The organism is Trichococcus flocculiformis, assembly GCF_963662535.1.
GTDB classification, from domain to species: domain Bacteria; phylum Bacillota; class Bacilli; order Lactobacillales; family Aerococcaceae; genus Trichococcus; species Trichococcus flocculiformis.
In genome coordinates this window covers 496,934-522,312 of the sequence record NZ_OY759718.1, presented here as the reverse complement: position 1 = coordinate 522,312, position 25,379 = coordinate 496,934, and the positions used below count along the sequence as shown (strand labels likewise).

Below are 25,379 nucleotides of genomic sequence, written 5' to 3'. Positions count from 1 at the left end.
CGATGCGGAATGATACGCAAAGCACGAAAAGAGGACTGTCCGGAATTGTATGATCTGATCCACGAAATCTTAGTGGACATGGAATTGCCACTGCTCACCCTGTTGGAACCGGATGTCCTGAAAGCCGCAGTGGTCCGGGCTATGCAGGAGGACGTCTACCGGTTCAGTTACCGGAATGGCCTTGTCTATGAAGAAAATGGCGAAATTCTCGGCTGTTGTTTCGGCTATCCGGGAGCGTCCGAACCTATCATCGATGCCGCACTCCAGACCGCTTTCGATAAGATGTACATCACGGCAGCCAGGCTTTTCCCTGATAGCGAAACATTTGCCGGAGAATGGTATCTGGATTCCATCGTGACGAAGCAGTCAGCGCGCGGAAAAGGCGTCGCTTACCAATTGCTGCAAGCACTGCCGACACTCGCCTCGGCCGCGGGTGAAACCGTCATCGGCCTGAATTGCGAAAAAGACAATCTGCAGGCAAAAAAACTCTATGAGAAAGTCGGCTTCCGGACCGTTTCCGAGCGAACGCTGAGCGGGCATGTCTATGATCATATGCAGTGGGAACTCGAAAGAATTGCCGATATCAAATAAAAAATCAGTCGCCGTTTGTAAAGCAGTCCCGCTATTTATTTAAAAATAATGAAAAAAATATTATAAATAAAGCAAAGCATAGAGTTACTGATAACCCTAACTTTTTTCGTCTGTTCTCCATTCTAATCTTTTTCTCCATCTACATTGTATTGAGATTTTGCTTTTGATTTAAGTTTATTCCGTTCACGTCTAACTCTTAACAACTCAAGCAACGTTAAAAATGCTGCTGTATAGAATCCAGAGCCAATGAAATCTCTATTAATAAAATATTCTATAGCAATCCCTATTAGACTTGCCATAGTTAGACTTATTAGGACATTAAGATACGGATGTTTCTGATAAAATTTCTTATAAAAATTCATGATGTTTAAACCTCAAATCTGTCTATTTATAAAGTTTTTTATCTTGTTGCTACAGCTCTTCTAGCACCATCGTATCCAGTGCTCTTATAAAAACCTACCCATCCATTTCCATTTTTATCCCAGTTATTAGCAACGGCTACTCCTGGAGCACCTCCTAGTTTTGTCCAACTACTAGCCGTCAACAAGCCACCCAACTATAAACAGCTGTGCTTGCGAGGCTAATTGAGTTTGATTTTGAAATATGTCCATTATCTTCATAAACAGTTACAATGGCTCCTTCATCTGTATATTCTATAACTACATTTTCTGAGAGCGTGTCAATTAATGGTTGTTTAATATCGTATGCTGGATTTGTTTCATTCTCAATAACCCACAAAGGGGTTTGACCTTCATTATTTGATTCTGAGGCACTAGCTGTCGTTCCTGGAATAACTGTCCCCAAAACTAGTGCTGTTAATAATGAAAATTTAAAAACTTTTAGACTCTTTTTCATCTTAATTCTCCATTCTATCATTTTTTCAATACCATTAGAAGATTGACCGTATCCACATTAAACCTCATTTTCTTCATTCAAAGCGTTCTTCTCATTTATAAGTTTCATATTAGTCATACCTTCTTTGTGTGATATCAATACAGAATTTTATTAACTGTTGAAATGAAAAAAATATTATAAATAAAGCACTTTTTGATTATTCTTAGGTCAGTAAGAAATAACAAAAAATCATACCAGGGGGAAACAAAAATGAACAAGACAAGAATCATGACCATCCTATCCGTTGCAGGCTTATTTGTTGGAGGTGCAGCACCGGTACTGGCAGCGAGCGACACGGCAGCCCAGAACGGCATGATGACCCAAGAGCAAATCAAGTCAGGCGAATGCACAAATGAAGGAGCAAAAAAACAAGGCAATGAAGAGGCAACCATGAAACGTGCCCGCGAGAAAAGCGACACGTGCGATGGAACGGGTACGCAAGCCAATCAGGATGGTAACCAAAACGCTACGGGCGAAGCAGACGGCGACGGCAACCAATACGGTACGGCTGAAACGGACAATGACGGCAAAAACGGTGTCCGCGATCAATCTTGCCAAACTGAATAACAGTCCATCACATTAGAGTGAAGACTATAAGACAAGAAGGGGCGGTCTCGCAATGAGATCGCCCCTTTTTGTGCGTATTCCACTTTTGCAGCTGAAATCCCACAGATCGAGAGAACAAGACTGCAAAAACATACCCGCCAGCTCCGGCCAGGCTTTCGTTCGCCGGAGGAGCCGGTAAATAGATGGGCTCTTCTCCGATGTAGCTTCAGCTGGTCGGAAGACGGCATCTGAATGTGGTGTCAACTCCGGCGAAGCCTCCTTAACCGGAGCTCGGTAGCCCCACAACTTCTCCATGCAAAAACTCCTCAACCTATCCAATGCTTCGCCCATAACTCATGACCGCAAGCAGCGCCATGTACGCGAGGAAAACAAAATCGTTGCCGGAAAAACCTATCTTATAATAATAGGTCCGGCTCTCATTGCCGGAAAACCTTTTCGCTTCCATCGCCACGGCGATGCGATGCGCACGCCGGATGCTCCCTGACAAGAGCGGGATGGTGTAGACCTTCATCCTGAAGAGAATACCCTGCAAGCCTTTCACCTTTTCGCTTCCGCGCACCTTGCGAGCATTGCGGATCGTTTCGAATTCTTCCGTCATGATCGGGATCAACCGCAGTGCAGCCATGAAGCTGTAGGCATATTTAGGATTCAGCCGAAGCTGTTGCATCAACGAATAAAACAAGTTGACCGGCCTCGTCGTCAATGCGAAGGTCAAGCCCAAAACAGCGAAGACCAATGCGCGCAGGCCGATCAGCATCCCCCGCAAGAAACTTTCCTCGGTGATGCGGATCAGCCCCCATTCGAACCAAAGCGTTTCGCCTTTTCCGAACAAGATCATGGCGCTGGCTGTCGACACGAAAATGGCGCAGAAAGGGATCAATAGCAACAAAATCCGCTTCAACGGCTGTCCCGTAAACAGCAGGAACAGGATCAAAAGCCCGCTGCCGATGAAGGCCATGATTTCAAGGTTGCGGACAAACATAATTGCGATGCAGAGCAGCAGCGACATGCCCAATTTCAGGCTGGGGTTGACACGGTGGAGCCAAGTTTCTTTCGCTTGTTCCCATTCCTTCATCTGCACAGTCCCCCTTCCAAGCGCAAATCAGCGGAGAATGCAGTCCGCATGTCCGTAGCCGATCCGGTGGTGTCCCGGATTTCGCCGTCGACAACCGTCCAAAACGTTGTTCCGTAGTTCCGGGAGAGTGTTTCATCGTGGGTCACCATCAGGATGACGGCGCCCTTTTTCCGGTAACTCTCCAAAAATTCCAGCAAGGCAAAGGTGTTTTTGGAATCCAACCCGAAAGTCGGTTCATCCAAAAGGATCAGCCGCTGACCTTGGATGATCGTCGCAGCGACGCTCAGACGCCGCTTTTGCCCCATCGAAAGTTGGAAAGGATTTTTCTCCCGCTGCCCGCTCAACTGGAAGAGTTCCAGGTATTCCTCCACCAGCTTCTCGATTTCCGAATTCCCCTTGCCGTCCAACCGGAGCGAATAAGCCATCTCTTCGTAGACCATGTTCGCCACAAACTGGTACTCCGGATTCTGGAAAACGAAAGCCACCCGTTCGGCTAGCTTCTTCAATTTTCTGATTGGCTTTCCCTCCAACTCGTAGTGCCCGCTCGTTTTGATGAACTGCATGACGGCATGGAGGAAGGTGCTTTTTCCGGCTCCGTTTTGGCCGCGGATGATGACCCATTCACCCGGATAGGCCGCCAGCCCGGCCCCTTGAATTTTTATTTCCCCATTGCGCAAGCCTTTAAAATCGCGCAGTTCCAGCAGCGGACTCTGCAATCTAAAGGACTTCTGCTTTCGTTGCAAGGGCGTTTCCGCCAGATGTTGGTCCCATACCCCCGGAAACCAGATGCCCTGCTCCTTCATCTCGTCCTTGTGGGCCGAGAAGATTTCTTCGTTCGGTCCATCGGCGATGATGCGGCCGGATGCATCGAACAACACGAGCCGTTCGGCGAATGCCAGCACATGATCGATTTTGTGTTCCACAATGATGACCGTTTTGTCCTTGCAGACATCCTGCAGGACCTCCCAGATCGCTTCCGTTCCTTCCGGATCCAGCATGGCGGAGGGCTCATCCAAAAAGAGCACTTCCGGATCCAACACCAATACCGAGGCGATCGCCAGCCGTTGCTTCATCCCTCCGGAAAGGCTTTCGATGGGGATATGGCTGTCCGCCAGCTCCAAACCCACTTGCCGGAGCGCAAAGTCTATTTTGGCAGCCATCTCTTCGCGCGGAACCGCCAGATTTTCGAGCACAAAAGCGAGTTCTTCATCGACATAGGGCATGCAGAATTGGCTGTCCGGGTCCTGAAAAACATAGCCCCAGGAAGCCGGCGTCACGAGCTTTTCGGCCTTCATCGGCACTTCGATCGATTGCGGAATCAGCCCGCTCAACACCTGCAGCAGCGTGGATTTGCCGCAGCCGGACGGCCCCAAAAGCAGCACTTTTTCGCCTTCAGCCACCGAAAAGGAAAGGTCCTTGAACAACAAATCGGCGTCGCCGGGAAACTTCAACTTCAGCTTTTCCACATACGCTCGCTGCTCCATTTCCGCCATCCTCCTTAATCCATATCTGTGAAATCTTCAGTCGAAAGCGGACGGACAAGGTTCGTCACGCCGGTATCCTCCAGGACTTCCGCCAAATAATAGGCCAGCACCCCGGCAAAGAAAATCGATCCGGCAAAACGGGCCAGCAAGTAAAGCGCCAAGTTCCAAGGAGCCAGCTCAGCGATCTGCCCGTTCAAAGCATCCACCAAAAGCGAACCCACACAAGATGCCGAAGCTGCCAAAGCGGCAACCTTCAGGTCAAAACGTTTGTAGCGGAAAGCCATGAACACCAATTCCGCAAACAATCCCTGCACCACGCCGGAAAGCAAGACGGTCAGACCCCATGGCGAACCCAAAAGGAATTCACCTGAAGCCGCAGCGATTTCCGCCAACAGCGCCACACCCGGTTTGCGGATGATGAAATAGGCGACGGTACCGGCGATGAACCACATGCCGTAAAGCAGTTGATCAAGATGCAGACCCAACGGCTGCACCGCGTAATAGACTGTTCCCCACAGGATGTAGACAATCCCAAAAGCGATGGCGATGACGATCGTCACCAAAATATCTGTAAGCTTCAATTCTTTTTTCATTTTATCTGTCTCCTCATTGTGTTTTATTTTGTCTCTTATTGCTCCAACGGTACCGGCCACGTTTCCATGCGATAGGCCATTTCCCAAAATGCGTATTCGTACTGACTGCTGATGATGAAATGCTCTTTCATCCTTTCGCGGTCGGCTTCACTCACGGCTGCGGCAATCTTATCCAGATGCTCAATCTGCTCATCCACCCGGTCCTGAAAATCCTTCCCGCCATAGGTAGCGATCCATTCCTGATAGATCGGTTCTTCCGGTGCTGCATTAATGAAGGCGTCGCCGATTTCGGCGTAGAGCCAGTAGCAAGGCAGAACGGCGGCGATCACATCCCCCAAATGCCCCGAGTGGCCGGCATGATAGAGATGGGACGTGTAGGCGTATGTTGTGGGCGCGGGTTTGAAACACTCTTTTTCTTCCGCGGTGATGCCCATCCTTTTCGAAAATTGTTCATGCAGGCCGATTTCGGCGCTGTACGTATGCTTCGCGAAGTCGGCGAACTGGTTGGTCGTCGCAATATCCGGTGCTTTGGCTGCGCCGAGCGCCAAAATTTTGGCGAAGCGCGTCAGGTAATAGGAATCCTGCTGGATGTAAAAACGGAAATTCTCCAACGGCAAGGTGCCGTCCCCGATCCCTTTCACAAACGGATGCTCCATGCTGGCTGCCCAGATCGGTTCTACCGCTTGGCGGATTTGTGCTGAAAATGTCATTGCTTTCCCTCCATATGCTGTGAGCGCTCCGCAAGGGTCCCGACTTATCCGAACGGCCGCTCTTGATTTTTGCAAACAAAAAAACCACTCTCTTCCCAACGGAAAAAAGTGGTTGTATGTTCCTTATGCAATAGGGACTTACTTAGCCAAAAGAGGCCGCCACTTCCCTACGCTGGTACAAACCAGATCAGGTTCTAAGGGTCTCGAAGTCCTACTTCGATCTCAGCTTTTTGGCGGACAGTCATCCGCCGGTAAAGCACCCCTAGTGGTAAAAAGAATATTCAGTTCATTTGCTGTTGTTCTAATCGTATCATAATTTTTCCGGAAGTCAACTCGTTCTGTTGCACGAAACGTTACCGTTTCTTGTATTTATTCACCATATGCAGCCAACAACGCTTGTCCGTCTGCTTCAAAAACCTGCAATGCCTGCAGCGCCAAATCCTTGTTCATCATGTTATTCAGGACATCCGGAGGGATCGTGGCAGTATGCGCGCCCGACTCCAATGAATCGATGACTTGTTGGGAATTTTTGAAGCTCGCTGCCATGATTTTGGTCTTGTAGCCTCTGGCATCGATGAACGTCCGCATGGAACGGATCGCCTTGAAGGGATCGATCGCATTGTTCAGCATCCTGTTCACATACGGTGCCAGATAATCGCATCCGGCTGCGGTGGCCAGGATCCCCTGGTCCGCAGAATAGATCAGTGTCCCCAGGATCGCTCTTTCCGGATCGTCCTCTTTCACTTTTTTGATTGTTTCCAAGCCTGCTTGTGTAACGGGAATCTTTATCGAAAGTCGGTGATTTGCATCAAATGTCTTTATTGCTTCATAATCGGCAAACATTTCTTCAGAAGTCGTACCCAGCAATTGTACAAAAAGTTCCGTCGGCTCCAAAGCCAATAAATCTTGTAATTGTTTGAAGCGACTGCCGGAACCAGTCGACAAAATCGTCGGGTTGGTGGTGACTCCTTTCAGAAATCCGCTTTTCAAAAAACTTCCGATTGCTTTGATGTCGTTCGAATCTATGTACATACGCTACTACCCCACAGTTTCAGTGATTTTGATGATGGTGCCTTCCGCGATTTCGTTCACTGTTTTGTGTTCAACATACAGAGAGCCTGCCAATTCAGCGACTGTTTCTCCGCTGAAGTTAATGGTGATGTGCCCCAGATCCCTGAGGTTTTTGTTGACCACATCACCCACTGCTGTGACGCGATAACTATCGTCGCCGATAACCAACGCGTGTCCTAGTTGAATATCCTGCTCCAGTGCATTTTGTTCGATCAGGAAGCAATATGGCCGCAATGCTTCCGGAGCATCGTCTCCGAACAATACCATCATATCCTCAGCTAAAAACTCCTTAGCATTAGGTCCGATTTCTGTGACTACCGTTGAATAAATTGACATTTTTCTTCACCTTTTCCGATTATTAGTTTTTAAAGCAATAGTAATTTATTAAATATTCAATTTCAGAAGTGCATCACCTTAGTTGCTTCACACATTTGCAAAATGTTCTGCATTCCCAAAAGATGGCTAGCTTCACGGGTAAGCCCTTCGGAAATTAGATAAATCGTGCCTATTGCGCTCTGCGATGCTCAGTCGGCACGATTTCCTAAATTTCTATCAGGGCTGAACGAACCCGTTCAGCTTTTCTTTTTCTTAATATAATCCGAAGCTTGCTAACCAAGCGACGAATACGCGGGGCACACCGTTCAGGAATCGAGAATAAAGAACGGATGGTACGCCGACTTCTACTGTTTTGGCTTCTGCTTCCTGCAAGCCTAACCCGACTGGAATGAAATCGCAAGCATTTTGTGTGTTGATGGCGAACAAAGCCGGTAAAGCTAAGCTTGGTTCGATATTGCCTTTGCCGATTTCAACACCGATTAATGTTCCGATAACTTGCGCGATTACAGCACCAGGTCCCAATAGCGGAGAAAGGATCGGCAAGGAGCAGATGAAACCGATGACCATCAAGCCCCAGACATTGCCTGCCAATGGAATCATCATTTTCGCGAACATATTACCGATTCCGCTGCCTTGGATGATACCGATCAGCATCGCTACAAAGGCCATGAACGGAATGATCGTCTGCAAGACTGTCTGCACCGCTTCACGGGCTGATTGCAGCATGATTGCGATCCCTTTACCTGCAGCCAAACCGATTTTTGCCACTACGCTGCCTTTTTCGGCATTTTGTTGCGTCAGTTTTTTATCTGTAGTGTAAGCGACTTTCTCTTCTGCCACTGGTTCTGCAGTTGCTACGCTTGCTGCCGCTACATTTGCTGTCTCGCCAGTTACTTGGATCTGATTCAAGCCAACATTTGAAACGTAAATGTCTTCGGTGATGTATTTAGCCAAAGGACCAGATTTACCGGTGGCAACAACGTTGATTGTCGGGATGCCTTTTTGAGGATAGATGCCGCATCTCAATGTTCCGCCGCAGTCGATGATAGCCAAGGCTGTTTCATCATCCGGAATGGATGTTTTGAATCCGTTTACGGCTTCCATACCTGTAAGTTCAGCGATTCTGTCGACGATGGCAGGTTTTTCTCCGCCGCCTACGATGTAGATGAATTTATGTTTTTGCTCTGTTGGTGTGATGATCAGTGGTCCGCCCCAGCCGCCGGAACCTTTTTCGACTTTGATGCTGTTATATTTTGTCATAATGAATACCCCTCTCGTTCTCATGCATTCTATTTGTTTAATGCAACATCTTCTTGGTCGTTATTATTGAACTTTCGCTGTTTTGCTCAATTGGATTCCAGATTTTTTGCAGACATAAGCCGTTGTGAAGTCGGTTACATATGCGCCTACAGCATTCATCACAAGCCCGACAAGCAGATAACGGATAGCCAGTGGCGTGGTGCTCAATCCTAACGTTTCAACACCCGAAGCGATTCCTAGGAATACGAACAATTCGCCTGCATTGATGTGCGGGAAAAGGCCGTTACTCGTATGGTTGTATTGCGCAAGCGCCGCATAGAAACTTGGCTTGTAGAACTCCGGCAAAAATCTTCCTAACGTGAATGATGCGGGATTCCCCAACATGAAGGCTGCCAAGAAAGGCAGGATACAGTTTCTGACCAAGGAATATTTAGAGAAGCGTTGTGCGAGGCCGTTGATTTTTTCCTCACCGATCAGCTTGATTACGACATTCATGAATACCATCAGCATCAATACGATTGGGACGATGCCGGTCATCCAGCTCATAAATGTATTTGCACCTAATTGAAATAATCCGATAAAGCTTTCTGCACCTTTAACTAGAAAGTCCATATGTAACACTCCTTATTATATGTATTATTTCTGACACAATTTAACCGAACTTAATGTTTGTAATTTTTTTGGTCAATTCCTTAAAGGGAGATTCTTTCTCCGGAATGATTTCTCCGTTTATGAACATCCGGTAATTAGCGACCGCATTCATGATGGTTTTGCGGGTGATCTTGATTTCAGCCAGCACATCCGGATCCTCTGCCTTGATGGCTTCGATCAGTCTGCCGTTGAACTTGTTGTACGGTTTGAACCTGGCCAAGATTGTGGTCCCTTGCAGCTTTTTGCCTCTGACGATGACGCCTTTTTCATCCAGTTGGAACATGATGATCGTTCCGGAAGTCAGCTTCCCTGCCCGTTTGCCTATCGCAACTCTGCCGTCCGCCTTCAACTCGTTGTATTCATTGCCGAAATGTCTGATCTGAAAAAAGCCCAGTGCGCTTTGGATCAAAAAAGCGCCGACAACCAGAATACCCAATGCAAGCATATTATTCATCTATTTCGTACCTCTTTTCTCCAGCATCTCAATAAGTCCTTGTGCATCATCCACTTTTTTCAGATCATTGATCAGAGTTGGATCATTGATGACCTTAAAGACAAAATCATATACCTGCATCAAGATTCTCTCTTGCTGCTCAGAAATTTTCTCGGGTGTCACTAGAAATAACATCAAGGAAAACGCGTCGTTGCGGTTGGCCATCGTGATGTTTCCCAGGACAAACACCAACTTGTTGATGTTTGGGTCGGTCAAATGCGGGAAAGCTACCTTGTTTTCATAAATCATTGTGTGTCTTTCTTCTTTTTCCACGAACCGGTCCAGGATATCTTCGGACAGACGGTATCTTCTGGAAAGGTAGGACATGATTTCTTCCACATAATCGAAGTAACCCATTTGACCCTTCAGATTGACGAGGTGATAACTGATGTCCTCGTTTGTCAGGTATTTGATGTTATATTGATCTTTTTCCACGGCATAGATCTTTTGGGCTAAGTCGTCCGGGCTGACTAATCTGTCGATTTTGATGACAGGGACTTCGGTGTCCACAGAAATCTCTTCGGTTGTGAAAAGCAGTCGGAACCGCTTCAGTTTTTCTTTCGGCAGGCTATCGGTGTTGAGGTGGACAATATTCATCTCATTCCCGACGATCTCTTTGATCTGTCTGCTGATCAGCTCAAAACTCCCTCTCCCAAGGTTCGTGATGATGCCGACATCCTTTGTGCTTTTCCCTGTGGAATCGTTCGCTTGCCTTTCGTCCAGCATCAGTGCGTAATAGACAGCCAGATAGCTGATGTCGTCCGCGCTGGCTCTCAATTGGTAAAGGCGATTCAGTTCCGAAAGCGAAATCTTCGCCAGCTCGAAGGCCAAAGGATACTTGAGCTTGATCTGCTCCAGATACAGATCCGTGTTCGGGATCCGGAAGACCAGCCTGTTTATCAAGAACAGCAGATGGTATTTGACTTTATCGAAGAAGGCTTCTTCATCGATTTCGATCATGACTTGATCGCGCACCGTCTTCAGCATGCTGGAGACGACTTGTCTGAGGACCTCTTCGTTTTCGGCGTTTTCGGTCCCTTTTACGTAAGCGGAGTTCCTTGTATTGATCGGGAAGGCAAGAAAAGCAATTTCATGCTCATTCAAGGCAACCGCAAATTTGTTTTGCAGCAGTTGGATATAGGCGATGATATTCGCCGAATCCGCCTCAAAGTTTTTGTACATCGGAATCTCGGAAGCTATCGTATGCCCTTGTGAGACCCGGTGAACGCTTACGGCCAGCGCCTTATGAAGCAGTTCTTTCGCCTGCTCATCCAGCTTGTAGTCCCGGACGAGTTCGTCAAGTGCAGCCTGGATTTCTTGGTCCGGCAGGAAGGTCATCTGCAGCAGCTCGAAGACTTCATAGATGAGAACCAAGCGGGTGCCGAATTCGCTGCACTGGAAGGTGATGCCTTTGTTCGGGATTCCGACGACTTTCGCATTGTATTTCTCCAAAAGCTGCTTCAGCTTTTTAAGGTCATTATTCACCGTACTCCTGCTTACGCTCATTTCTTCGGAGAGGTCGCCGATATTCAGATACTCCTCTGTGCATATCAAGCGGTACAGCAGATAGGCGACCCTGCATTCTACCTTATTGAAGTCTTGATGGGTATTGTACTGAAGTGTGTTGAATATGTTCGCCCCCTCCTTTCTGACGATGCCAGCTTGTGATTCATCCTTGTACCGGATTGTTAAGAACCCTTCGTAGACATCGTTCAATTCCGAAATGATCGCTTTGATTTGGTATCTATTTTTTCCCGTTGCTTCCTCGAGACTCTGAAGATCTGTTTCTTTATTTGAGAGTAAACTTCTCAGCAAAACTTCTCTATCGCTTGCCGTTGACATGTTAATGCCCCCATACTATCCTCTAGATTTCCCGCCTGTAATGTTGATTGTTGTTCCAGTGATATAAGCGGATTTATTGGAAGATAAGAATGCCACTAAGTAGCCGATTTCATCCAATTTTCCGACGCGTCCCAGTGGAATGCTCTTTTCATACCCTGTGTCCAATTGCTCAACCGGTATGTTTCTTGTGTAAGCCAATGCTTCATTGTAGGCAGGAGTTGTCAATCCTGTTTTTTCGTTGATCCCCGGTGCGATACCGACGACTTTGATGCCAAATTTACCCAGTTCTTTTGCCCATGAACGCGTGTAAGAATTCGTAGCGCCTTTTGTTGCTGAATAGATGCTTTGGCCGACCGAACCTTCCATGCCGGATTCGGAAGAGATATTGATGATCGTGCCTTCCACTTTGTTCTTCAGCATGTTTCTGACGACGGCTTGGGTAGTGAATACCATTCCTTTTTGATTGACTGCTGTCATTTTGTTGAATGAGTCTTCATCGATTTCGTATTTTCTTTCATCACTGTAGACATCCACCAATAAACGCGGCAAGTTCATACCTGCATTATTGACCAAAACGTCGATTTTTCCAAATTTCTCAACAGCTTTTTCGACCATTGCCTCGATGCTCTCGATGGAAGTCACATCTGTCTTCACATTCAGTTTACCATATACACTAGTTCCCGTTTCAACACTTAAATCAGCTACAACGACGTTTGCGCCTTGTTCTTTCAAGTGATCCGCGATGTGTAAGCCGATCCCTGAATTTCCTCCTGTAACGATAACCGTTTTTCCGTCTAATTCCAACCAGTTGTTTGCCATAATTTTTTGTATCCCCTTTCAATCTCTATAGTCCAGAGTATAGACCAAATAAAAAATAAATTAATACAGTCCTCGAACCGGAAAAGGAGTCCAATTTTTGAACTAATTCAATTGTTGGAATTTAGAAGGGGAGGGTGAAAATCATATTTGATGGTCTGATTCCTGGAAAAGCGCGCCACGAATGGGGAAAATTGATTTTTTACGCCTGCGGTTTCCAGCGCAGCAAAACTTTTTCCAGTGAAAACAGCGAATTAGTGCAACTATTGCTTCACTGCAGTGCTATTATCTTTGAACTAATCAGACCCTGCAAAGTCGAAAAAATACATCAGGAGAACCATAAACTGCGCAACTTCTCAGCAATTCATTTCGGCACGCCTTTTTACGTACTTAATTAAGTACGCTATAATGATGCAAGAAACTAAAAAGGGGGGAGATCCTATGTCGATCGTAAATCCAAGCCAAGCCCGCAAAATCTTTTATCAATTACTGAAAGATGTCAACGAAACCCATGAACCCGTCTACATATCAGGCAAAAAGGAAGAAAGCGAAGCGGTTATGGTCAGCAAAAAAGATTGGGATGCTATTCAAGAAACGCTGTACCTTCAATCTTCCGGAGTAGCTGATGTCATCCACCAGCGTGAACAAGAACAGGAATTTGTTGCACTGGGGGATATCGATTGGGATACTCTGTAAAAATAGTAAAATCCGCTATGAAAGACCTAAAAAATTTAAAATCCGCTCATTTAGATCAAAAATTCATCGGATTAATGGAGATTTTAAAAGTAAACCCTTCTCAGAATCCACTGCCTTATGAAAAATTGGTCGGAAATCTGAATGATAAATATTCACGACGGTTAAATATCCAACATCGGGTAGTCTATTCTGTTGACATTGCCACAAAAGAAGTCATTATCTGGTCTGCTTGGACACATTACGAAAGATAGTAGCTGCCGCATCAAGGCAGCTACTATCTTTTTTTCTGAAACTTCTCTCCGGGATTGGATTAGCGGACGTTCCGGCACGTTCCTCCGGTGAACGGAGGCTTCGCCAGAGTTCCAATCGTATTTTCTTACCTTCTCCGATAAGAAGAGCTTCGTCGGAGTTGCGGTTGAAATTACCGGTGTTCTCCGGTAGCCGTCCACCTTACCGGAGCTGAGGACCGCTTCCGCGCTGCTCCGGTAAGCACAAGCACCCCCAAACAAGAAACGCAAAAAAACAGCATGGAATCCCTGAAGGATCCCATACTGCTCATATATGTTTTTTAAACAAGATGCTGTTTACTCAACCGTAACGGATTTAGCCAAGTTTCTTGGTTTGTCGACGTCATAGCCACGGTGAAGCGTTGCGTAGTAAGCCATCAGTTGGGTCGGAACGACTGTCATCAGTGGAGCCAAGGCTGGGTGAACAGCCGGCAAGATGATTTGGTCGTTCTCATTAGCCAAACCTTCCATTGCAAATACGCAAGTGTTTGCTCCGCGCGAACGCACTTCTTCGACGTTTCCGCGGGTGTGGCTGGCAACATCTGCTTGGGTAATGATAGCCAAGACCGGAGTTCCTTCTTCGATCAAGGCGATCGTGCCGTGCTTCAATTCTCCGGCAGCAAAACCTTCTGTTTGGATGTAAGAAATTTCTTTCAGTTTCAAAGCAGCTTCCATCGATACGAAGTAATCCAACCCGCGGCCGATGTAGAAAGCATTGCGGGTGTTCGGCAAGTAGATGTCAGCCAATGCAGCGATGCGCTCTTTGTCATCGATGACCGCTTCCATCGCATTTGCGACGATCCCTAATTCATGGACCATGTCGATTCCCATATCATGACCCGTTCTCGCGCCTAACGCATCCGACAAGACAGCCAAGACAGCGATTTGTGCCGTGTAAGCTTTCGTTGAAGCGACTGCGATCTCTGGACCTGCATGCAACAGCAATGTGTAGTCCGCTTCACGCGACAAGGTTGAACCAGCCACGTTTGTGATCGTCAAAGCTGGGTATCCCCATTCTTTTACTTTCACCAATACTTGGCGGCTATCCGCAGTCTCCCCACTTTGGGTAAGGAAGATAAAGAACGGATTACCTTTCAATAGCGGCGGGTTGTAGGAGAATTCGCTGGCGACATGCACTTCTGTCGGAATCTGTGCAATTTTTTCCAGATAATGTTTGCCTACCCAACCGGAATGGTAGCTCGTTCCGCAAGCCACGATGTGGATGCGGTCAGACTCCAACATAGCAGTGACCAATTTTTCTGGAACAGTCAAGCGACCTTCTGCGTTTTGGTATTTTTGGATGATATTACGCATAACAGCAGGCTGTTCATCGATCTCTTTCAACATGTAGTAAGGGTATGTCCCTTTTTCCAAGTCGCTGGCATCGATTTGAGCCGTATACGGATTACGTGTTACCGCTTTTCCGTCTAATTTTTCGATTGTGACGCCATCAGCGGTCAATGTGATCATTTCACCGTCGTGGATTTCGACATATTGGTTTGTGATTTGAACAGTAGCCATTGCATCACTGGCAACGACGTTGAAGTCATCACCCAAGCCGATCAACAACGGGCTTTTGTTTTTAGCTGCATAAAGGACATTCGGAGCTTGTGCATCGACTAAAGCGAAAGCGTAAGAACCCCTTACGATCGACAAAGCGCGGCGTAAAGCTTCTTTTCCGTCCAGATTTCCTTCGGCAGCGATTTTTTCGATCAACTGCACAACGATTTCCGTATCTGTTTGGCTGACAAAATTAACGCCCTGCAGATACTCGTCTTTGATTTCTTTGAAGTTTTCGATGACACCGTTATGAACCAAAGTGAAGCGTCCATCCGCAGATTGGTGCGGATGCGCGTTCTCTGCGCTCGGCACGCCATGTGTTGCCCATCTCGTGTGTCCGATTCCTGTATGCGCATCCACCTGTCTGTCGACGATTGCACGCAAATCAGCGATGCGGCCTTTTTCTTTGAATACATGACCTTGGTTTTCAGCGTCTACGACAAAAATACCGGCTGAATCATAACCACGGTATTCCAATTTTTCTAATCCATGCAACAATACCTCTTGTACATTGCCTTGTCCTACATATCCAACTATTCCACACATAAGCGTAAAAATCCCCTTTGTTATCTCGATTTTTTCTGGGTGTGGGGATTGATCTCTGTAAGACCGTTCTGGGCTCTGCAGCCGCAAAAGGGTCTTTTTTACCTCAATCCTGTAGACTACACTTGCCTTGGGTCATCCGCCGAATCTTTCGATAAACCCAATCCTCGTCACTTCAGGGCCAATTTACCTGTGCTCCCTGAAGTCTGGCGCTATCCATTTGCTTCTTCCTCTATCCTCCTAGCTTTATATTTTCCAGAATACATGCATTTTATCCTACAAGCAGTGACCTTGTCAAAATGTTTCTTGTTCTGTTTCACTTGTAATGTTGATTTGAAGCATTATTTAAGAAAAACTTATACTCGTTGTGCCGTTTGATTTCATCAAGATGTCTCAAATGTCTCCTTGACCGGCACAACGCGTATAGTTGAAAGTTGCTGATTGAAAGGCAGTGATCAAGCCACCTTATAAGCGTACTTCTCGACGTTCTGTTTGATGCTGCCCAAGATTTTTTGATTGTCTATCCCGGTTATTTCCGGAATGATTTTGTCCAAGCCTTTTTGCAGGATCATTTCTTTCAGTTCTTGGCATTGTTCATCTTCCGGGTCGAAATAATTGAAGACCATGCCGATCGTTTCCAGCAAATGGAAGGGTATCTCATCAAGTTGTGTCAATTCAACCATCGGACGGATGAAGCGCTCATGATTGCCTAATTTTCTTAAAGGCGTGCGCGCCACACGGGAAATCGCGTCGGAAATGTATTTGTTCTGGAAACGGCCGATGATTTTTTCGATATATTTCTCGTGTTCGGCTGCGTCGAATCCCCATTTAGCGATCAACAATTTGCCTGTCTCATGCAATACCGAGCGCAGTTGGATGACGACAAGATTATCCTGCATCGCTTCATCGATGGTTTCATAGCCCTGCAGAGCTCCTGTATAGGCTACCGTAGCGTGTCCTGTATTGACGCTGAACAATTTGCGTTCGATATAAGGCTCCAGGTCGTTCACATAGGCAACGCCTTCCAGTCGGATCGGGCTTTTGCAGGCTGTCCCTTGTACAACCCACTCGCTGAATGGCTCCACTTGCACAAAGAGCGGATCCGCATGTTGCTGCATTGGAACGATCCGATCCACCGCCGCATCCGGGAAGCCGACATACGCATCAAGGTAAGCCGTGTCCGTGAAATATTTCTTGACTTCACCCGCCAGGAAGGTCGATCCGCCGATCATGTTTTCACAGGCGATGATGTCGATGGGCTGTTGGATGTTCCGGACTGCACGTGCCTTGATCCCTTCTGCAATCAATTGCGCGATTCTGGGCAGAATATTCGGTCCGATGGCAGTCGTGAGGAGATCCGCTTCAACGATCGCTTCCACAACTTTTTCTGCTTCTTTGGCATTATTGAGACCAGTGACGTTCTCGATCTGGATCTGTTTGCGTGACTCGTCCGCCAGCTCGATCGTATAGCCGCCACGTGTTTTTAAAGCTTCGATGATTGTATCGTTCACATCCACAAAAGTGATTGCATACCCGTTGTGATTCAAAATTTCCCCGATAAAGCCGCGGCCGATATTTCCGGCACCAAAATGTACTGCTTTCATTTTCATCTCTCCTTATGCAATGGCTAAGCTGCCAGTGATTTCATCTTTTGTCAAAGCGTCCGCCAAAGTAACGACGTTATCCACGTCGCTGCAATACAGCGCGATTTTTTGGATCAATTCCAAGTGGTCATCGCCGACTCCTGCGATGCCGAACAAAACGGTTGCCACTTTTTCTTCCTGCTCGTCGCCGAAATCGACCCCGTCAGGCACTTGCACCACACAAATGCCTGATTTTTTCACGTGCTCTTTGGCTGCATCGGTGCCATGGGGAATCGCGATGAAATTCCCCATATACACTGACAACATCCGATCGCGTTGCACCATAGCCTCCACATAATCCGAATCCACACAGCCTGCGTCCACTAATTTTTGGCCGCAGAAACGAATAGCTTCTTCTTTTGAAGCGAACGCTTTATTCAAAACGATCATTTCTTTATCTAAATTATTCATCTTATTCTTCCTCTCTTTACGCTATTTGCTTCAAGTTGGCGACGACGCTCTCGTATTTCGATGTCGTGATCAAACTGTCTACTGACAGATGAACCGCTGCAGGAACTTTTTGCTGGGCCGCTTGCGTCAGACTGTTTTTACTGATCACCAATGTTTGCGGAGATGCCTTCAGCTCGTCAATATGCATTTTTCTTAAAGGGATGTCCAGCGCCTCCCTCTCCAAAATCCGTTCCACTACTTTTTTCCCCATGGTGGCGGAGCCTTTGCGGTCATCATGGACCAAGACAATTTCATTGATGTGCGCTAAGTCAACGTCAAGGCGCAATGCTGCAGGTGCAACGGCTGTCTCTTTCAGATCGGTTCCGGACAGCGTAGCTACGATTTCATCGTATTTTGGCGAGTTCAGGAAATTCTCGATCGCCACAAACGTTGCATTCGGTGCTTTCTGTTGGGCACGATTCTTCAGTTCTTCCTGGGTGACGATCAACGTATTGGCTGCATCCGTCAGATTATTGATGGCGCGGTTGGTGACGTCTTGGGGTAACCCGGCTACAGTTATTTTTTTGCGCAGGATAGAAGCGCCCATTGCGCTTGAACCCATCCCTGCATCGCAAGCAAAAATGATGTGTTGGATGCCCGACATATTTGTCAGACTTGTTTGTCCAGCTGAGCCTTTTGCGCTTAATTTTGCGGCTTGGGTCGCTTTGACGCTTTCTTCAAAATTATCGACTGCTTCTTTGGAGTCTGCCTTCAAAATGACCGTTGCTACCGCAAATGATGCTGCCGCACCGGCGACAACCCCTAAAATGACTGGCAAGTAAGAACCCATCGGTGTCATAGCCAAAATCGCAATGATCGAACCTGGTGAAGCCGGAGCCCGCAAACCAGCGCCTAAAAGTTGGAACACAAAGCTTCCGGAAACACCACCCGAGATGACTGCGAGAAATAATAGCGGTTTCATCATGACGTAAGGGAAATAGATTTCGTGGATCCCACCCAAGAAGTGGATGATCATCGCGCCCGGTGCTGTTGATTTCGCTGAGCCTTTGCCGAATAGAGTGAAAGCCAACAACACGCCCAAACCAGGGCCAGGATTTGCTTCAAGCAGGAAGAGGATCGAACGTCCTGTTTCGCTGACTTGTTCCGTTCCTAACGGTGTCAAAATGCCGTGGTTGATTGCATTGTTCAGGAAAAGAATTTTTGCTGGTTCGATGAAGATATTCGTTAAAGGAATCAATTGTGCGTTCAGGATCGTTTCAACCCCGGCTGCCATTGCTTGTGTCAAACGGTCAACCACAGGTCCGATCGCTTGGAACCCTACAAGTGCCAAAGCGAATCCGATCAAGCCGGCCGAGAAATTGTTGACCAGCATTTCAAAACCGGTCTTGATTTTGTTCTGAAACATCGCATCAAATTTCTTGATCGTGAAACCGCCCAACGGTCCCATGATCATGGCACCCATGATCATCGGGATCTCCGTCCCTACAATCACGCCCATTGTGGCGATGGCGCCGACAACCGCACCACGATCGCCTGCGATCACTTTACCTCCCGTGTAACCGACCAACAAAGGAATGAGATACGTAAGCATCGGGCCGACCATCGAAGCGAAGGACTCATTCGGCAAGTAACCATCCGGGATGAATAGTGCCGTTAAAACTCCCCAGGCGATGAGTGCCCCTATATTCGGCATCACCATGCTTGAAAGCGTGCTGCCTAACTTTTGAACCTTTGCCTTCAGCGAGGCTTGTTGTGTCTGTTCCATTTTTTGTTTCTCCCTTCAAACTGTTTCTTTTGATGTCTTTATTGTATGCGCTTCCTCGATTGGTTTATAGTCGTGCTTTGGCACGTTTATTTGTGCCAGGACTTGATACATGTATCCGGAGCGCATCGTTGCTGAGATCTGTTTCACTCTTCTCCGGGGAACGGACTCTTTACCGGAGCTGCGCCCTCATTCCTCATTCCTTCCTTCTTCTCCTGTCAGCAGGCGCACAAAAAAAGCAAGCAACATTCCACCGGAGGGGATGTTGCTTGCTTTTTGCACTGATATTTACTTGTTCCTGTTAACTGTTTTGGAGAATATTCTGGATCGCCCGCAGATCTTTGGCATCGCTCAACGCCATCACGTTTTCGATATCCGAGCAGAAAAAAGCGATGTCCTGCAAAGCTTCCAATTGTTTTTCCTTCAATGCCACCACAAATAGGATAGTCGCGATTTGCGGCTCCTTGCTACTGCCGAAGTTGACGCCGTCGGGCACCTGAATCAAGCAGATACCTTCTTTTTCAATATAGGGCTGTCCCTCGCCATCCCCGTGAGGCAAGGCGACAAAATTGCCGACATAGACACTCACTTTACGTTGGCGCGCCAGCATCGAATCGATGTAAGGCGGCGACACCAATCCTTGCCCCACTAGGAATTCACCGGCGGCAACGATTGCGGCTTCGGCGTTGTTGTAGGTTTGGTCCAACAATATATGCTCATCTTTGATTGTAATCATACGGATTCCTCAATTCTTTACTTCTTGACTTCTTCGATCAGGAGCGCCGACAACAATTGGTAGATGATTGCTTCATTACCGGAATTGAAAATCTCCATCCCTAAATCGTTCATGATGATCGCTCCACTGATTTTCCCCAGCATCTTAGCGACATTCTCTTCGATCGGATCGGGCGCCAGCATGACCAACATCCGCGTCAAAGTCATCGGTTCCTTATCCATACCGACTATTTCCAGGGGTGTCTGCAGATCAAAGACACAAAAACAAGGCTGAAGGACCGCAGCATGGGAGGCGTGGAACAAAGCGAAATGGGTATTTGGTATCCCGATCGGCGCTTGCTGATAGCGGTTCATCAATTTATCCCGGACTTTTGCCGGGTCCGCAATGATTTCAGTTGAAATATTTTCCACTGCCAAAGCGACGGTTTCGGAAATGCTGGCGCTGTTTTCCAGCATCTTGACGAAGAAGTATTTCAGCAACTGGTTGATTTCATCGATAAATGTCATGACTTCCTGATAGTCATCATTGTCGGGCAGACTGGACTTCGCCATGGGTTGAACATGCCGCGTCGTATGATCGATTGCGCGGAACGCTTCTTTGAGTTGCTTGATCTCGTCCTCCAGGAGCAACGGGGAAATCAATAAGTATTTCCCGCTGTACCCCGGCAACAAGGAAGTGGAGATGGTCAAGTCAAACTTCTCTTCCAGATTCAGTTTTCCGAGGTCGGCTATCCGGAAAAAGACGATTTCATTTATGAAAGGAAAATGTTTCCGCAAACGCATTTCCAGCATCCGCGTAGAGGCCAAGCCGCTCGGGGAAATGCCGGCAATATCCACCGCGATGACTTTCGGGCTGCGTTCGAGGGAATTGGCGAAATGCAGCACCATATAGGCAATCTCCTCTTCCGAAAATTCCTGCTGCGGGAACACCTTCGGCAAGGCTTTGCGGATCGCACCCGCAACTTCCGAGTATTGCCCCATGATCCGCTCCAGGATGGGATTGTTCAGGCTCCCTTGATTCAGGATGGCGCGGCTCAACGCCGCGGAAAGATGCGTCAAAAGCATTTTATAAAGATTGCTGTCTTCAAAGAAATTGACTTCGGCATCCTGACTGACGTTCTCGATCAATTGCTTCACCTGGTACGCCAAACGCGGATCGAAGCTTTCGTTAAAAAAATCATTATCCAAGTCACTGAAGAAATCGCCCAACAGATTAGCGAAGAAAACGACTTCGCTGACCGCATACAATTGCTTCGTATGGGCTGCGATTTTAGCAAAAATCTGCTTCGACAGATCCAAAATTTCCTTGTTGATTTGTCCCGCATAGGACTCTTCCACAAGTTGGCGGCCTCGCGGGACGCGATCCATGGAAATCGTCAGCATCAAAATCAAAAACTCCAGCTTCCGATCACTCAAGTCGGAAAAGCGGGGCTCGACGATTTCTCGCACTAATTTTTGAGCAAAAAGCAGCTGCTCCTGATTGACGAATTGCATAAAGAAACTTTCTTTATCTTCCAATTCAGAAAAGTGAAAGAAGTGGTACTCATTGATCTCGATTCCCAGAATATTGGCCAACAGAAGTCGGCGATACTTTTCGCTGCCTACCAGTTCATAGCCGCGGTTTCTCGCGATCGTTAAGGGCAGACGCGCCAAACGTAGCTCCAACTGTTTGATATCGGCAAAAAACGTGGTGTTGCTGATCAAGTATTCGTCCAAAAACGTCTGCATGCTGATCGGCTCGTCACTGTTCAACAGCTGCAGCAAAATGGCATGCTGGCGCTCCGTGGCGGATAATTCGGAAGGTTCATCCTCAGACACAATGGAAAGGATTTTTGCTTTTGCGGCATCCTCCGCAAGCAAGCGAAAGCGGCCCCGGCTTTCTTTCTCCAGCTTTGCGCCGATGGATTCCAAAGAAAGCTCGAGATTTGCCAACTCACGGTAGACCGTTCGCTTGCTGACTTTCAGCAGGCTCATCAAGCGTTCCACGGTAACCGGTGAGGCGGAATGCAGCAATTCTTTTAGAATGAGGGTCTCTCTAGGAGTTAGAAACATCTGACAAATCTCCCCTTAATAGTTTCTCGTATTTATTCGTTGCGATAAGATGTTCGACGACCAGCAACGGCCCCTTTGGTAGCTCGTTCTCAGCAGCAAAGGCCTCCGTGACGATATACAAATTATGTTGGTCCGCAATCAACTGTTCCAATGGCTGCTTTTCGACATCAACTCCGATATTTTGCTTTTCCGCCAGATTCCGAAACGCTTGTACGGCCATCGTCTGTGAACCACGCACGCCATCCGCGTACAAAAAGATGACTTTCTGGTACGGCAGTTTTTTTCCAATTGCTTCCGGAATCATTTCATTTTCTTGTTCATCAGTCAGCATCGTGATAACTTTCGTGTACTCTTCCTGGTCCAAAAAATTTCCGATTGTAACAAGTTGTGCGTGTGGGGCTTGGATTTCGGCCAAGTGCTTCAACTCATTTTGGGTAATGAGCAAAAGATGGGGATCATCGTTCACGCGATAAATCGACGTGTAGTCCACCGGGATCGAAATCCCGCTCGCTTGCAATTGCTGGCGCATCAGGCTGGCTCCCATCGCACTTGAACCCATTCCTGCATCGCATGCGAATAAAATTGTCCGGATTTCTGTCACTTTCGTCACCTTTTCTGAAATTTCTTTTTTTGTCTGGTCTTTCCTGATCACGAGGGCAGCGATTATAAAACTTACCAGTGTGCTTCCTGCAATGCCACTCGCAACCCCCAGTAACATCTCTTGCGGTGCATTCGCCAAAATCACCACGATTGATCCCGGTGAAGCCGGAACTTTCAGTCCCACTTGAAACATTTCGAAAATCAAAGTGCCACTCATCCCGCCTAAAATGACGGCTGCAAACAGCAGCGGATTCAACAAAACGAACGGGAAGTAAATCTCGTGGATCCCGCCGAACAGATGGATCATGAAAGCACCACTGGCTGTGGCCTTCAGTTCCTTTCGGCTGAACAGGATGAACGCCAACAAAACCCCCAGACCCGGTCCGGGATTGGTCTCGATCAAGAACAAAATCGAGGTCCCCGCATCCCCTGCCTGTTCAATCCCCAGCGGCGTAAGGATGCCATGGTTGAGCGTATTGTTCAAGAACAATACCTTCAACGGTTCTATAAAAAGATTCGTGAACAACAGCAGATTCCGCTGGATCAGCCAGCCTACAAAAAATCCAATCTGATTCGTGATGCCCGCAATGATTGGGCCGATAAATACAAGGCTCAAATAGCCGAACAGCATGCCTAGGATTCCCGCCGAAAAATTACGGACAAGCATTTCATAACCTGGCTTTACTTTAGGCAACACATATTTGTCGAACAGAAACACAATCCAGCCGATCAACGGGCCGATGACCATGGCCCCCAGTATTTGCGGATCTTCTGATTCCGTGAGCATTCCGATCACTGCGACAGCCGCCACTACTCCGGCGCGATTTTCGATTAATCGTCCCCCGGTATAAGCGATCAGCACAGGGAAGAGAAACTGAATCATGAGGCGATCCATTTCAAGAAAAGAGCTTTGGAGCGGTCCCCGAAGATATTGGATTAGTGTGGTAATGATTCCCCACGTGATGAAGACACTCACGTTCGGCATGATCATTCCGCTGAGATAATGACCGACCCGCCTTGTTTTCGGTAATTCGAAAAGATCTGCTTGCACATAGAATCGTTTTGGTTTTATCATGATTGCACCTACCTATCATTAACCTGTCGATTTCGTTACGCATTGGTTTCGCTTACATTATAACCATAAACTTATGATTGTGTATATTTGCAATCATTGTTCTGAAGGATGGCTTCAAACCACTCATGGGAGCTATACTTCACCACTGATCACTAAACAAAAAATGCCGTGGAACACCACCTCTGCAGTGTTCCACGACCATAAAATCGTTTACAGGCTCTATCTCTTAGATGCCGATTTCGGCTTTTACGACATTTACGATGCGCATAACGTAGTCATGGCATTTTTCATCTGTTTCAGCTTCAGCCATAACGCGCAACAACGGTTCTGTTCCGCTTGGGCGCACCAAAATGCGTCCTTTGCCTGCCATTTCGGATTCAACTTCTTCGATGACAGCTTTCACAGCCGGAATCTCCATTACGCCGTCTTTTTCGGAAACGCGTACGTTCACCAATTCTTGTGGGTAAAGCGTCACTTCATCAGCTAATTCAGAAAGTTTTTTACCGGTCTGTTTCATGACGTTCAACAATTGAATACCCGTCAAAAGACCATCCCCAGTCGTGTTCATATCCAGGAAGACAACGTGTCCGGATTGCTCGCCGCCCAAATTGTAACCATTTTTGCGCATTTCTTCCACGACATAACGGTCGCCGACTTGCGTCTTCAAGGCCGTCATGCCTTCAGCTTCCACAGCCAAATGGAAACCCAGGTTGCTCATGACTGTCGAGACGATTGTGTTTTGATTCAATTTGTTGCGCTCTTTCAAATATTTACCGCAGATGAACATGATGCGGTCGCCGTCGATAATGCGTCCATTCTCATCTACAGCGATACAGCGATCGGCGTCGCCATCAAATGCCAAGCCGACATCCGCTTTTTTCTCAACGACAAATTTACCTAGGACATCCGGATGAGTCGAACCGACGCCTTTGTTGATGTTTATGCCGTCCGGATTTGCACCCATTGTATAAAAGTCTGTTTCCAAGTCTGCGAACAGACGGTTGACGACAGGCGAAGCTGCCCCGTTTGCCGCATCCAAGCAGACTGTGATGCCGGAAAGATCATCCGGAATGGTCGTCTGCAGGTATTGTGCGTATTTCAGGACGCCTTCCGGATATTCATCCACCGTGCCCAATCCGTCTGCGGAAGGTCTCGGCAAATCATCTCCTTCTTGGTCCAAATAGGCTTCGATCTCGTATTCCTGTTCGTCCGACAGTTTGAAGCCATCCGATCCGAAGAATTTAATACCGTTATCGCCTGCAGGATTATGCGAAGCAGAGATCATGACCCCTGCAACGGCACCTTGAATGCGTGTCAGGTAAGCCACGCCCGGTGTCGGGATGACTCCCAATTGCAATACTTCGATACCGACTGATAACAAGCCGGAAACCAATGCATATTCCAACAATTGACCGGAAATTCTCGTATCACGCGCAACCAACACAAGCGGATGTGCGATATCTTTAGCGTGCTGTCTTAGAACATATCCTCCAAAACGGCCTAATTTGAAAGCTAATTCCGGCGTCAATTCGCTGTTCGCAACGCCTCTGACACCGTCTGTTCCAAAATATTTACCCATTACTTATAATCTCCTTTAGATTTTTCATTTATTTTCTTTGCATGGATTCGTTT

General features: G+C 47.2%; 26 protein-coding genes and 1 riboswitch. Of the genes, 5 read left to right on the top strand and 21 right to left on the bottom strand.

Annotation, left to right across the window (positions count from 1 at the left end; translation table 11 throughout):
• The first annotated feature begins 9 nt into the window (after positions 1 to 9).
• Positions 10 to 591: a GNAT family N-acetyltransferase gene (locus ACKPCD_RS02800; RefSeq protein WP_321433926.1), complete on the top strand. Its 582-nt coding sequence runs from the start codon at positions 10 to 12 to the stop codon at positions 589 to 591.
• 122 nt (positions 592 to 713) lie between these two features.
• On the opposite strand, the gene ACKPCD_RS02795 is transcribed toward ACKPCD_RS02800, so the two are convergent.
• Positions 714 to 890 (bottom strand): hypothetical protein, encoded by a 177-nt coding sequence (locus ACKPCD_RS02795; protein WP_407702681.1) that lies wholly within the window; start codon positions 888 to 890, stop codon positions 714 to 716.
• A gap of 241 nt (positions 891 to 1,131) precedes the next feature.
• Positions 1,132 to 1,446: a hypothetical protein gene (locus ACKPCD_RS02790; protein WP_233436867.1), complete on the bottom strand. Its 315-nt coding sequence runs from the start codon at positions 1,444 to 1,446 to the stop codon at positions 1,132 to 1,134.
• A gap of 249 nt (positions 1,447 to 1,695) precedes the next feature.
• On the opposite strand from ACKPCD_RS02790, the gene ACKPCD_RS02785 reads away from it, so the two are divergent.
• Positions 1,696 to 2,052, top strand: a complete 357-nt coding sequence (locus ACKPCD_RS02785) for a hypothetical protein (RefSeq protein ID WP_321433925.1) — start codon at positions 1,696 to 1,698, stop codon at positions 2,050 to 2,052.
• A gap of 310 nt (positions 2,053 to 2,362) precedes the next feature.
• On the opposite strand, the gene ACKPCD_RS02780 is transcribed toward ACKPCD_RS02785, so the two are convergent.
• The 11 genes from ACKPCD_RS02780 to ACKPCD_RS02730 form a co-directional block, all read right to left on the bottom strand.
• On the bottom strand, positions 2,363 to 3,127 hold the full coding sequence (locus tag ACKPCD_RS02780) for an energy-coupling factor transporter transmembrane component T family protein (protein WP_086989517.1): 765 nt from the start codon (positions 3,125 to 3,127) through the stop codon (positions 2,363 to 2,365).
• Positions 3,124 to 4,611, bottom strand: coding sequence for an ABC transporter ATP-binding protein (locus tag ACKPCD_RS02775; protein WP_321433924.1), 1,488 nt, complete (start codon positions 4,609 to 4,611; stop codon positions 3,124 to 3,126). Before ACKPCD_RS02775 ends, ACKPCD_RS02780 begins: the two co-directional genes overlap by 4 nt.
• A gap of 14 nt (positions 4,612 to 4,625) precedes the next feature.
• Positions 4,626 to 5,204, bottom strand: a complete 579-nt coding sequence (locus ACKPCD_RS02770; RefSeq protein WP_086941883.1) for an ECF transporter S component — start codon at positions 5,202 to 5,204, stop codon at positions 4,626 to 4,628.
• A gap of 35 nt (positions 5,205 to 5,239) precedes the next feature.
• Entirely contained in the window at positions 5,240 to 5,914 is a 675-nt protein-coding gene (gene tenA, locus ACKPCD_RS02765; RefSeq protein ID WP_068561266.1) for a thiaminase II, read from the bottom strand.
• A 147-nt stretch (positions 5,915 to 6,061) separates the two neighbouring features.
• Positions 6,062 to 6,188, bottom strand: a riboswitch (TPP riboswitch).
• Between the two features lie 95 nt (positions 6,189 to 6,283).
• Positions 6,284 to 6,946 carry a transaldolase family protein gene (locus tag ACKPCD_RS02760; protein ID WP_321433923.1) on the bottom strand — a complete coding sequence of 221 codons (663 nt, stop codon included), beginning with the start codon at positions 6,944 to 6,946 and terminating at the stop codon, positions 6,284 to 6,286.
• A gap of 6 nt (positions 6,947 to 6,952) precedes the next feature.
• Positions 6,953 to 7,321: a PTS glucitol/sorbitol transporter subunit IIA gene (locus ACKPCD_RS02755; protein WP_068561268.1), complete on the bottom strand. Its 369-nt coding sequence runs from the start codon at positions 7,319 to 7,321 to the stop codon at positions 6,953 to 6,955.
• Positions 7,322 to 7,573: 252 nt separating this feature from the next.
• Positions 7,574 to 8,581, bottom strand: a complete 1,008-nt coding sequence (gene srlE, locus ACKPCD_RS02750; RefSeq protein ID WP_321433922.1) for a PTS glucitol/sorbitol transporter subunit IIB — start codon at positions 8,579 to 8,581, stop codon at positions 7,574 to 7,576.
• A 63-nt stretch (positions 8,582 to 8,644) separates the two neighbouring features.
• Positions 8,645 to 9,193 carry a PTS glucitol/sorbitol transporter subunit IIC gene (gene srlA / locus ACKPCD_RS02745; RefSeq protein ID WP_068561270.1) on the bottom strand — a complete coding sequence of 183 codons (549 nt, stop codon included), beginning with the start codon at positions 9,191 to 9,193 and terminating at the stop codon, positions 8,645 to 8,647.
• Between the two features lie 40 nt (positions 9,194 to 9,233).
• The gene (locus tag ACKPCD_RS02740; protein ID WP_083546478.1) at positions 9,234 to 9,686 is read right to left on the bottom strand and encodes a transcriptional regulator GutM; all 453 of its coding nucleotides are present in this window, start codon (positions 9,684 to 9,686) and stop codon (positions 9,234 to 9,236) included.
• A complete protein-coding gene (locus tag ACKPCD_RS02735; RefSeq protein WP_321433921.1) occupies positions 9,687 to 11,567 on the bottom strand; it encodes a BglG family transcription antiterminator in 1,881 nt (626 codons plus the stop codon).
• Positions 11,568 to 11,582: 15 nt separating this feature from the next.
• The gene (locus ACKPCD_RS02730; protein WP_068561272.1) at positions 11,583 to 12,386 is read right to left on the bottom strand and encodes a sorbitol-6-phosphate dehydrogenase subunit; all 804 of its coding nucleotides are present in this window, start codon (positions 12,384 to 12,386) and stop codon (positions 11,583 to 11,585) included.
• A 134-nt stretch (positions 12,387 to 12,520) separates the two neighbouring features.
• Here ACKPCD_RS02730 and ACKPCD_RS02725 point away from each other — a divergent pair, with 134 nt between their 5' ends.
• The 3 genes from ACKPCD_RS02725 to ACKPCD_RS02715 are packed head-to-tail and all read left to right on the top strand — an operon-like array spanning position 12,521 to position 13,330.
• Complete coding sequence (locus ACKPCD_RS02725) at positions 12,521 to 12,781, top strand: hypothetical protein (RefSeq protein WP_068561273.1); 261 nt, start codon at positions 12,521 to 12,523, stop codon at positions 12,779 to 12,781.
• A 43-nt stretch (positions 12,782 to 12,824) separates the two neighbouring features.
• Positions 12,825 to 13,079 carry a type II toxin-antitoxin system Phd/YefM family antitoxin gene (locus ACKPCD_RS02720; RefSeq protein ID WP_321433920.1) on the top strand — a complete coding sequence of 85 codons (255 nt, stop codon included), beginning with the start codon at positions 12,825 to 12,827 and terminating at the stop codon, positions 13,077 to 13,079.
• Complete coding sequence (locus tag ACKPCD_RS02715; protein ID WP_321433919.1) at positions 13,064 to 13,330, top strand: Txe/YoeB family addiction module toxin; 267 nt, start codon at positions 13,064 to 13,066, stop codon at positions 13,328 to 13,330. Before ACKPCD_RS02720 ends, ACKPCD_RS02715 begins: the two co-directional genes overlap by 16 nt.
• Before the next feature lie 333 nt (positions 13,331 to 13,663).
• Here ACKPCD_RS02715 and glmS read toward each other — a convergent pair whose 3' ends face one another.
• From glmS to glmM, 8 genes are all read right to left on the bottom strand, one after another.
• Positions 13,664 to 15,472: a glutamine--fructose-6-phosphate transaminase (isomerizing) gene (gene glmS, locus ACKPCD_RS02710; RefSeq protein ID WP_321433918.1), complete on the bottom strand. Its 1,809-nt coding sequence runs from the start codon at positions 15,470 to 15,472 to the stop codon at positions 13,664 to 13,666.
• 452 nt (positions 15,473 to 15,924) lie between these two features.
• Positions 15,925 to 17,073 carry a mannitol-1-phosphate 5-dehydrogenase gene (locus ACKPCD_RS02705; protein ID WP_321433917.1) on the bottom strand — a complete coding sequence of 383 codons (1,149 nt, stop codon included), beginning with the start codon at positions 17,071 to 17,073 and terminating at the stop codon, positions 15,925 to 15,927.
• 12 nt (positions 17,074 to 17,085) lie between these two features.
• The gene (locus ACKPCD_RS02700) at positions 17,086 to 17,523 is read right to left on the bottom strand and encodes a PTS mannitol transporter subunit IIA (RefSeq protein ID WP_068561278.1); all 438 of its coding nucleotides are present in this window, start codon (positions 17,521 to 17,523) and stop codon (positions 17,086 to 17,088) included.
• A gap of 16 nt (positions 17,524 to 17,539) precedes the next feature.
• Positions 17,540 to 19,288, bottom strand: coding sequence for a PTS mannitol transporter subunit IIBC (locus tag ACKPCD_RS02695; protein ID WP_321433916.1), 1,749 nt, complete (start codon positions 19,286 to 19,288; stop codon positions 17,540 to 17,542).
• 298 nt (positions 19,289 to 19,586) lie between these two features.
• Positions 19,587 to 20,021 carry a PTS mannitol transporter subunit IIA gene (locus tag ACKPCD_RS02690; RefSeq protein ID WP_086989511.1) on the bottom strand — a complete coding sequence of 145 codons (435 nt, stop codon included), beginning with the start codon at positions 20,019 to 20,021 and terminating at the stop codon, positions 19,587 to 19,589.
• 17 nt (positions 20,022 to 20,038) lie between these two features.
• Positions 20,039 to 22,072 (bottom strand): BglG family transcription antiterminator, encoded by a 2,034-nt coding sequence (locus ACKPCD_RS02685; RefSeq protein ID WP_321433915.1) that lies wholly within the window; start codon positions 22,070 to 22,072, stop codon positions 20,039 to 20,041.
• Positions 22,056 to 23,747, bottom strand: coding sequence for a PTS transporter subunit EIIC (locus ACKPCD_RS02680; RefSeq protein WP_321433914.1), 1,692 nt, complete (start codon positions 23,745 to 23,747; stop codon positions 22,056 to 22,058). Before ACKPCD_RS02680 ends, ACKPCD_RS02685 begins: the two co-directional genes overlap by 17 nt.
• A 226-nt stretch (positions 23,748 to 23,973) precedes the next feature.
• On the bottom strand, positions 23,974 to 25,326 hold the full coding sequence (gene glmM / locus ACKPCD_RS02675; protein ID WP_086989508.1) for a phosphoglucosamine mutase: 1,353 nt from the start codon (positions 25,324 to 25,326) through the stop codon (positions 23,974 to 23,976).
• Positions 25,327 to 25,379 lie beyond the last annotated feature (53 nt).

Excerpts from the sequence above, each read along its gene's own strand:
- ACKPCD_RS02800 (WP_321433926.1), top strand. The coding sequence starts at position 10 with ATGATACGCAAAGCACGAAAAGAGGACTGTCCGGAATTGTATGATCTG.
- ACKPCD_RS02795 (WP_407702681.1), bottom strand. The coding sequence starts at position 890 with ATGGCAAGTCTAATAGGGATTGCTATAGAATATTTTATTAATAGAGAT.
- ACKPCD_RS02790 (WP_233436867.1), bottom strand. The coding sequence starts at position 1,446 with ATGAAAAAGAGTCTAAAAGTTTTTAAATTTTCATTATTAACAGCACTA.
- ACKPCD_RS02785 (WP_321433925.1), top strand. The coding sequence starts at position 1,696 with ATGAACAAGACAAGAATCATGACCATCCTATCCGTTGCAGGCTTATTT.
- ACKPCD_RS02780 (WP_086989517.1), bottom strand. The coding sequence starts at position 3,127 with ATGAAGGAATGGGAACAAGCGAAAGAAACTTGGCTCCACCGTGTCAAC.
- ACKPCD_RS02775 (WP_321433924.1), bottom strand. The coding sequence starts at position 4,611 with ATGGAGCAGCGAGCGTATGTGGAAAAGCTGAAGTTGAAGTTTCCCGGC.
- ACKPCD_RS02770 (WP_086941883.1), bottom strand. The coding sequence starts at position 5,204 with ATGAAAAAAGAATTGAAGCTTACAGATATTTTGGTGACGATCGTCATC.
- tenA (WP_068561266.1), bottom strand. The coding sequence starts at position 5,914 with ATGACATTTTCAGCACAAATCCGCCAAGCGGTAGAACCGATCTGGGCA.
- ACKPCD_RS02760 (WP_321433923.1), bottom strand. The coding sequence starts at position 6,946 with ATGTACATAGATTCGAACGACATCAAAGCAATCGGAAGTTTTTTGAAA.
- ACKPCD_RS02755 (WP_068561268.1), bottom strand. The coding sequence starts at position 7,321 with ATGTCAATTTATTCAACGGTAGTCACAGAAATCGGACCTAATGCTAAG.
- srlE (WP_321433922.1), bottom strand. The coding sequence starts at position 8,581 with ATGACAAAATATAACAGCATCAAAGTCGAAAAAGGTTCCGGCGGCTGG.
- srlA (WP_068561270.1), bottom strand. The coding sequence starts at position 9,193 with ATGGACTTTCTAGTTAAAGGTGCAGAAAGCTTTATCGGATTATTTCAA.
- ACKPCD_RS02740 (WP_083546478.1), bottom strand. The coding sequence starts at position 9,686 with ATGAATAATATGCTTGCATTGGGTATTCTGGTTGTCGGCGCTTTTTTG.
- ACKPCD_RS02735 (WP_321433921.1), bottom strand. The coding sequence starts at position 11,567 with ATGTCAACGGCAAGCGATAGAGAAGTTTTGCTGAGAAGTTTACTCTCA.
- ACKPCD_RS02730 (WP_068561272.1), bottom strand. The coding sequence starts at position 12,386 with ATGGCAAACAACTGGTTGGAATTAGACGGAAAAACGGTTATCGTTACA.
- ACKPCD_RS02720 (WP_321433920.1), top strand. The coding sequence starts at position 12,825 with ATGTCGATCGTAAATCCAAGCCAAGCCCGCAAAATCTTTTATCAATTA.
- glmS (WP_321433918.1), bottom strand. The coding sequence starts at position 15,472 with ATGTGTGGAATAGTTGGATATGTAGGACAAGGCAATGTACAAGAGGTA.
- ACKPCD_RS02705 (WP_321433917.1), bottom strand. The coding sequence starts at position 17,073 with ATGAAAGCAGTACATTTTGGTGCCGGAAATATCGGCCGCGGCTTTATC.
- ACKPCD_RS02700 (WP_068561278.1), bottom strand. The coding sequence starts at position 17,523 with ATGAATAATTTAGATAAAGAAATGATCGTTTTGAATAAAGCGTTCGCT.
- ACKPCD_RS02695 (WP_321433916.1), bottom strand. The coding sequence starts at position 19,288 with ATGGAACAGACACAACAAGCCTCGCTGAAGGCAAAGGTTCAAAAGTTA.
- ACKPCD_RS02690 (WP_086989511.1), bottom strand. The coding sequence starts at position 20,021 with ATGATTACAATCAAAGATGAGCATATATTGTTGGACCAAACCTACAAC.
- ACKPCD_RS02685 (WP_321433915.1), bottom strand. The coding sequence starts at position 22,072 with ATGTTTCTAACTCCTAGAGAGACCCTCATTCTAAAAGAATTGCTGCAT.
- ACKPCD_RS02680 (WP_321433914.1), bottom strand. The coding sequence starts at position 23,747 with ATGATAAAACCAAAACGATTCTATGTGCAAGCAGATCTTTTCGAATTA.
- glmM (WP_086989508.1), bottom strand. The coding sequence starts at position 25,326 with ATGGGTAAATATTTTGGAACAGACGGTGTCAGAGGCGTTGCGAACAGC.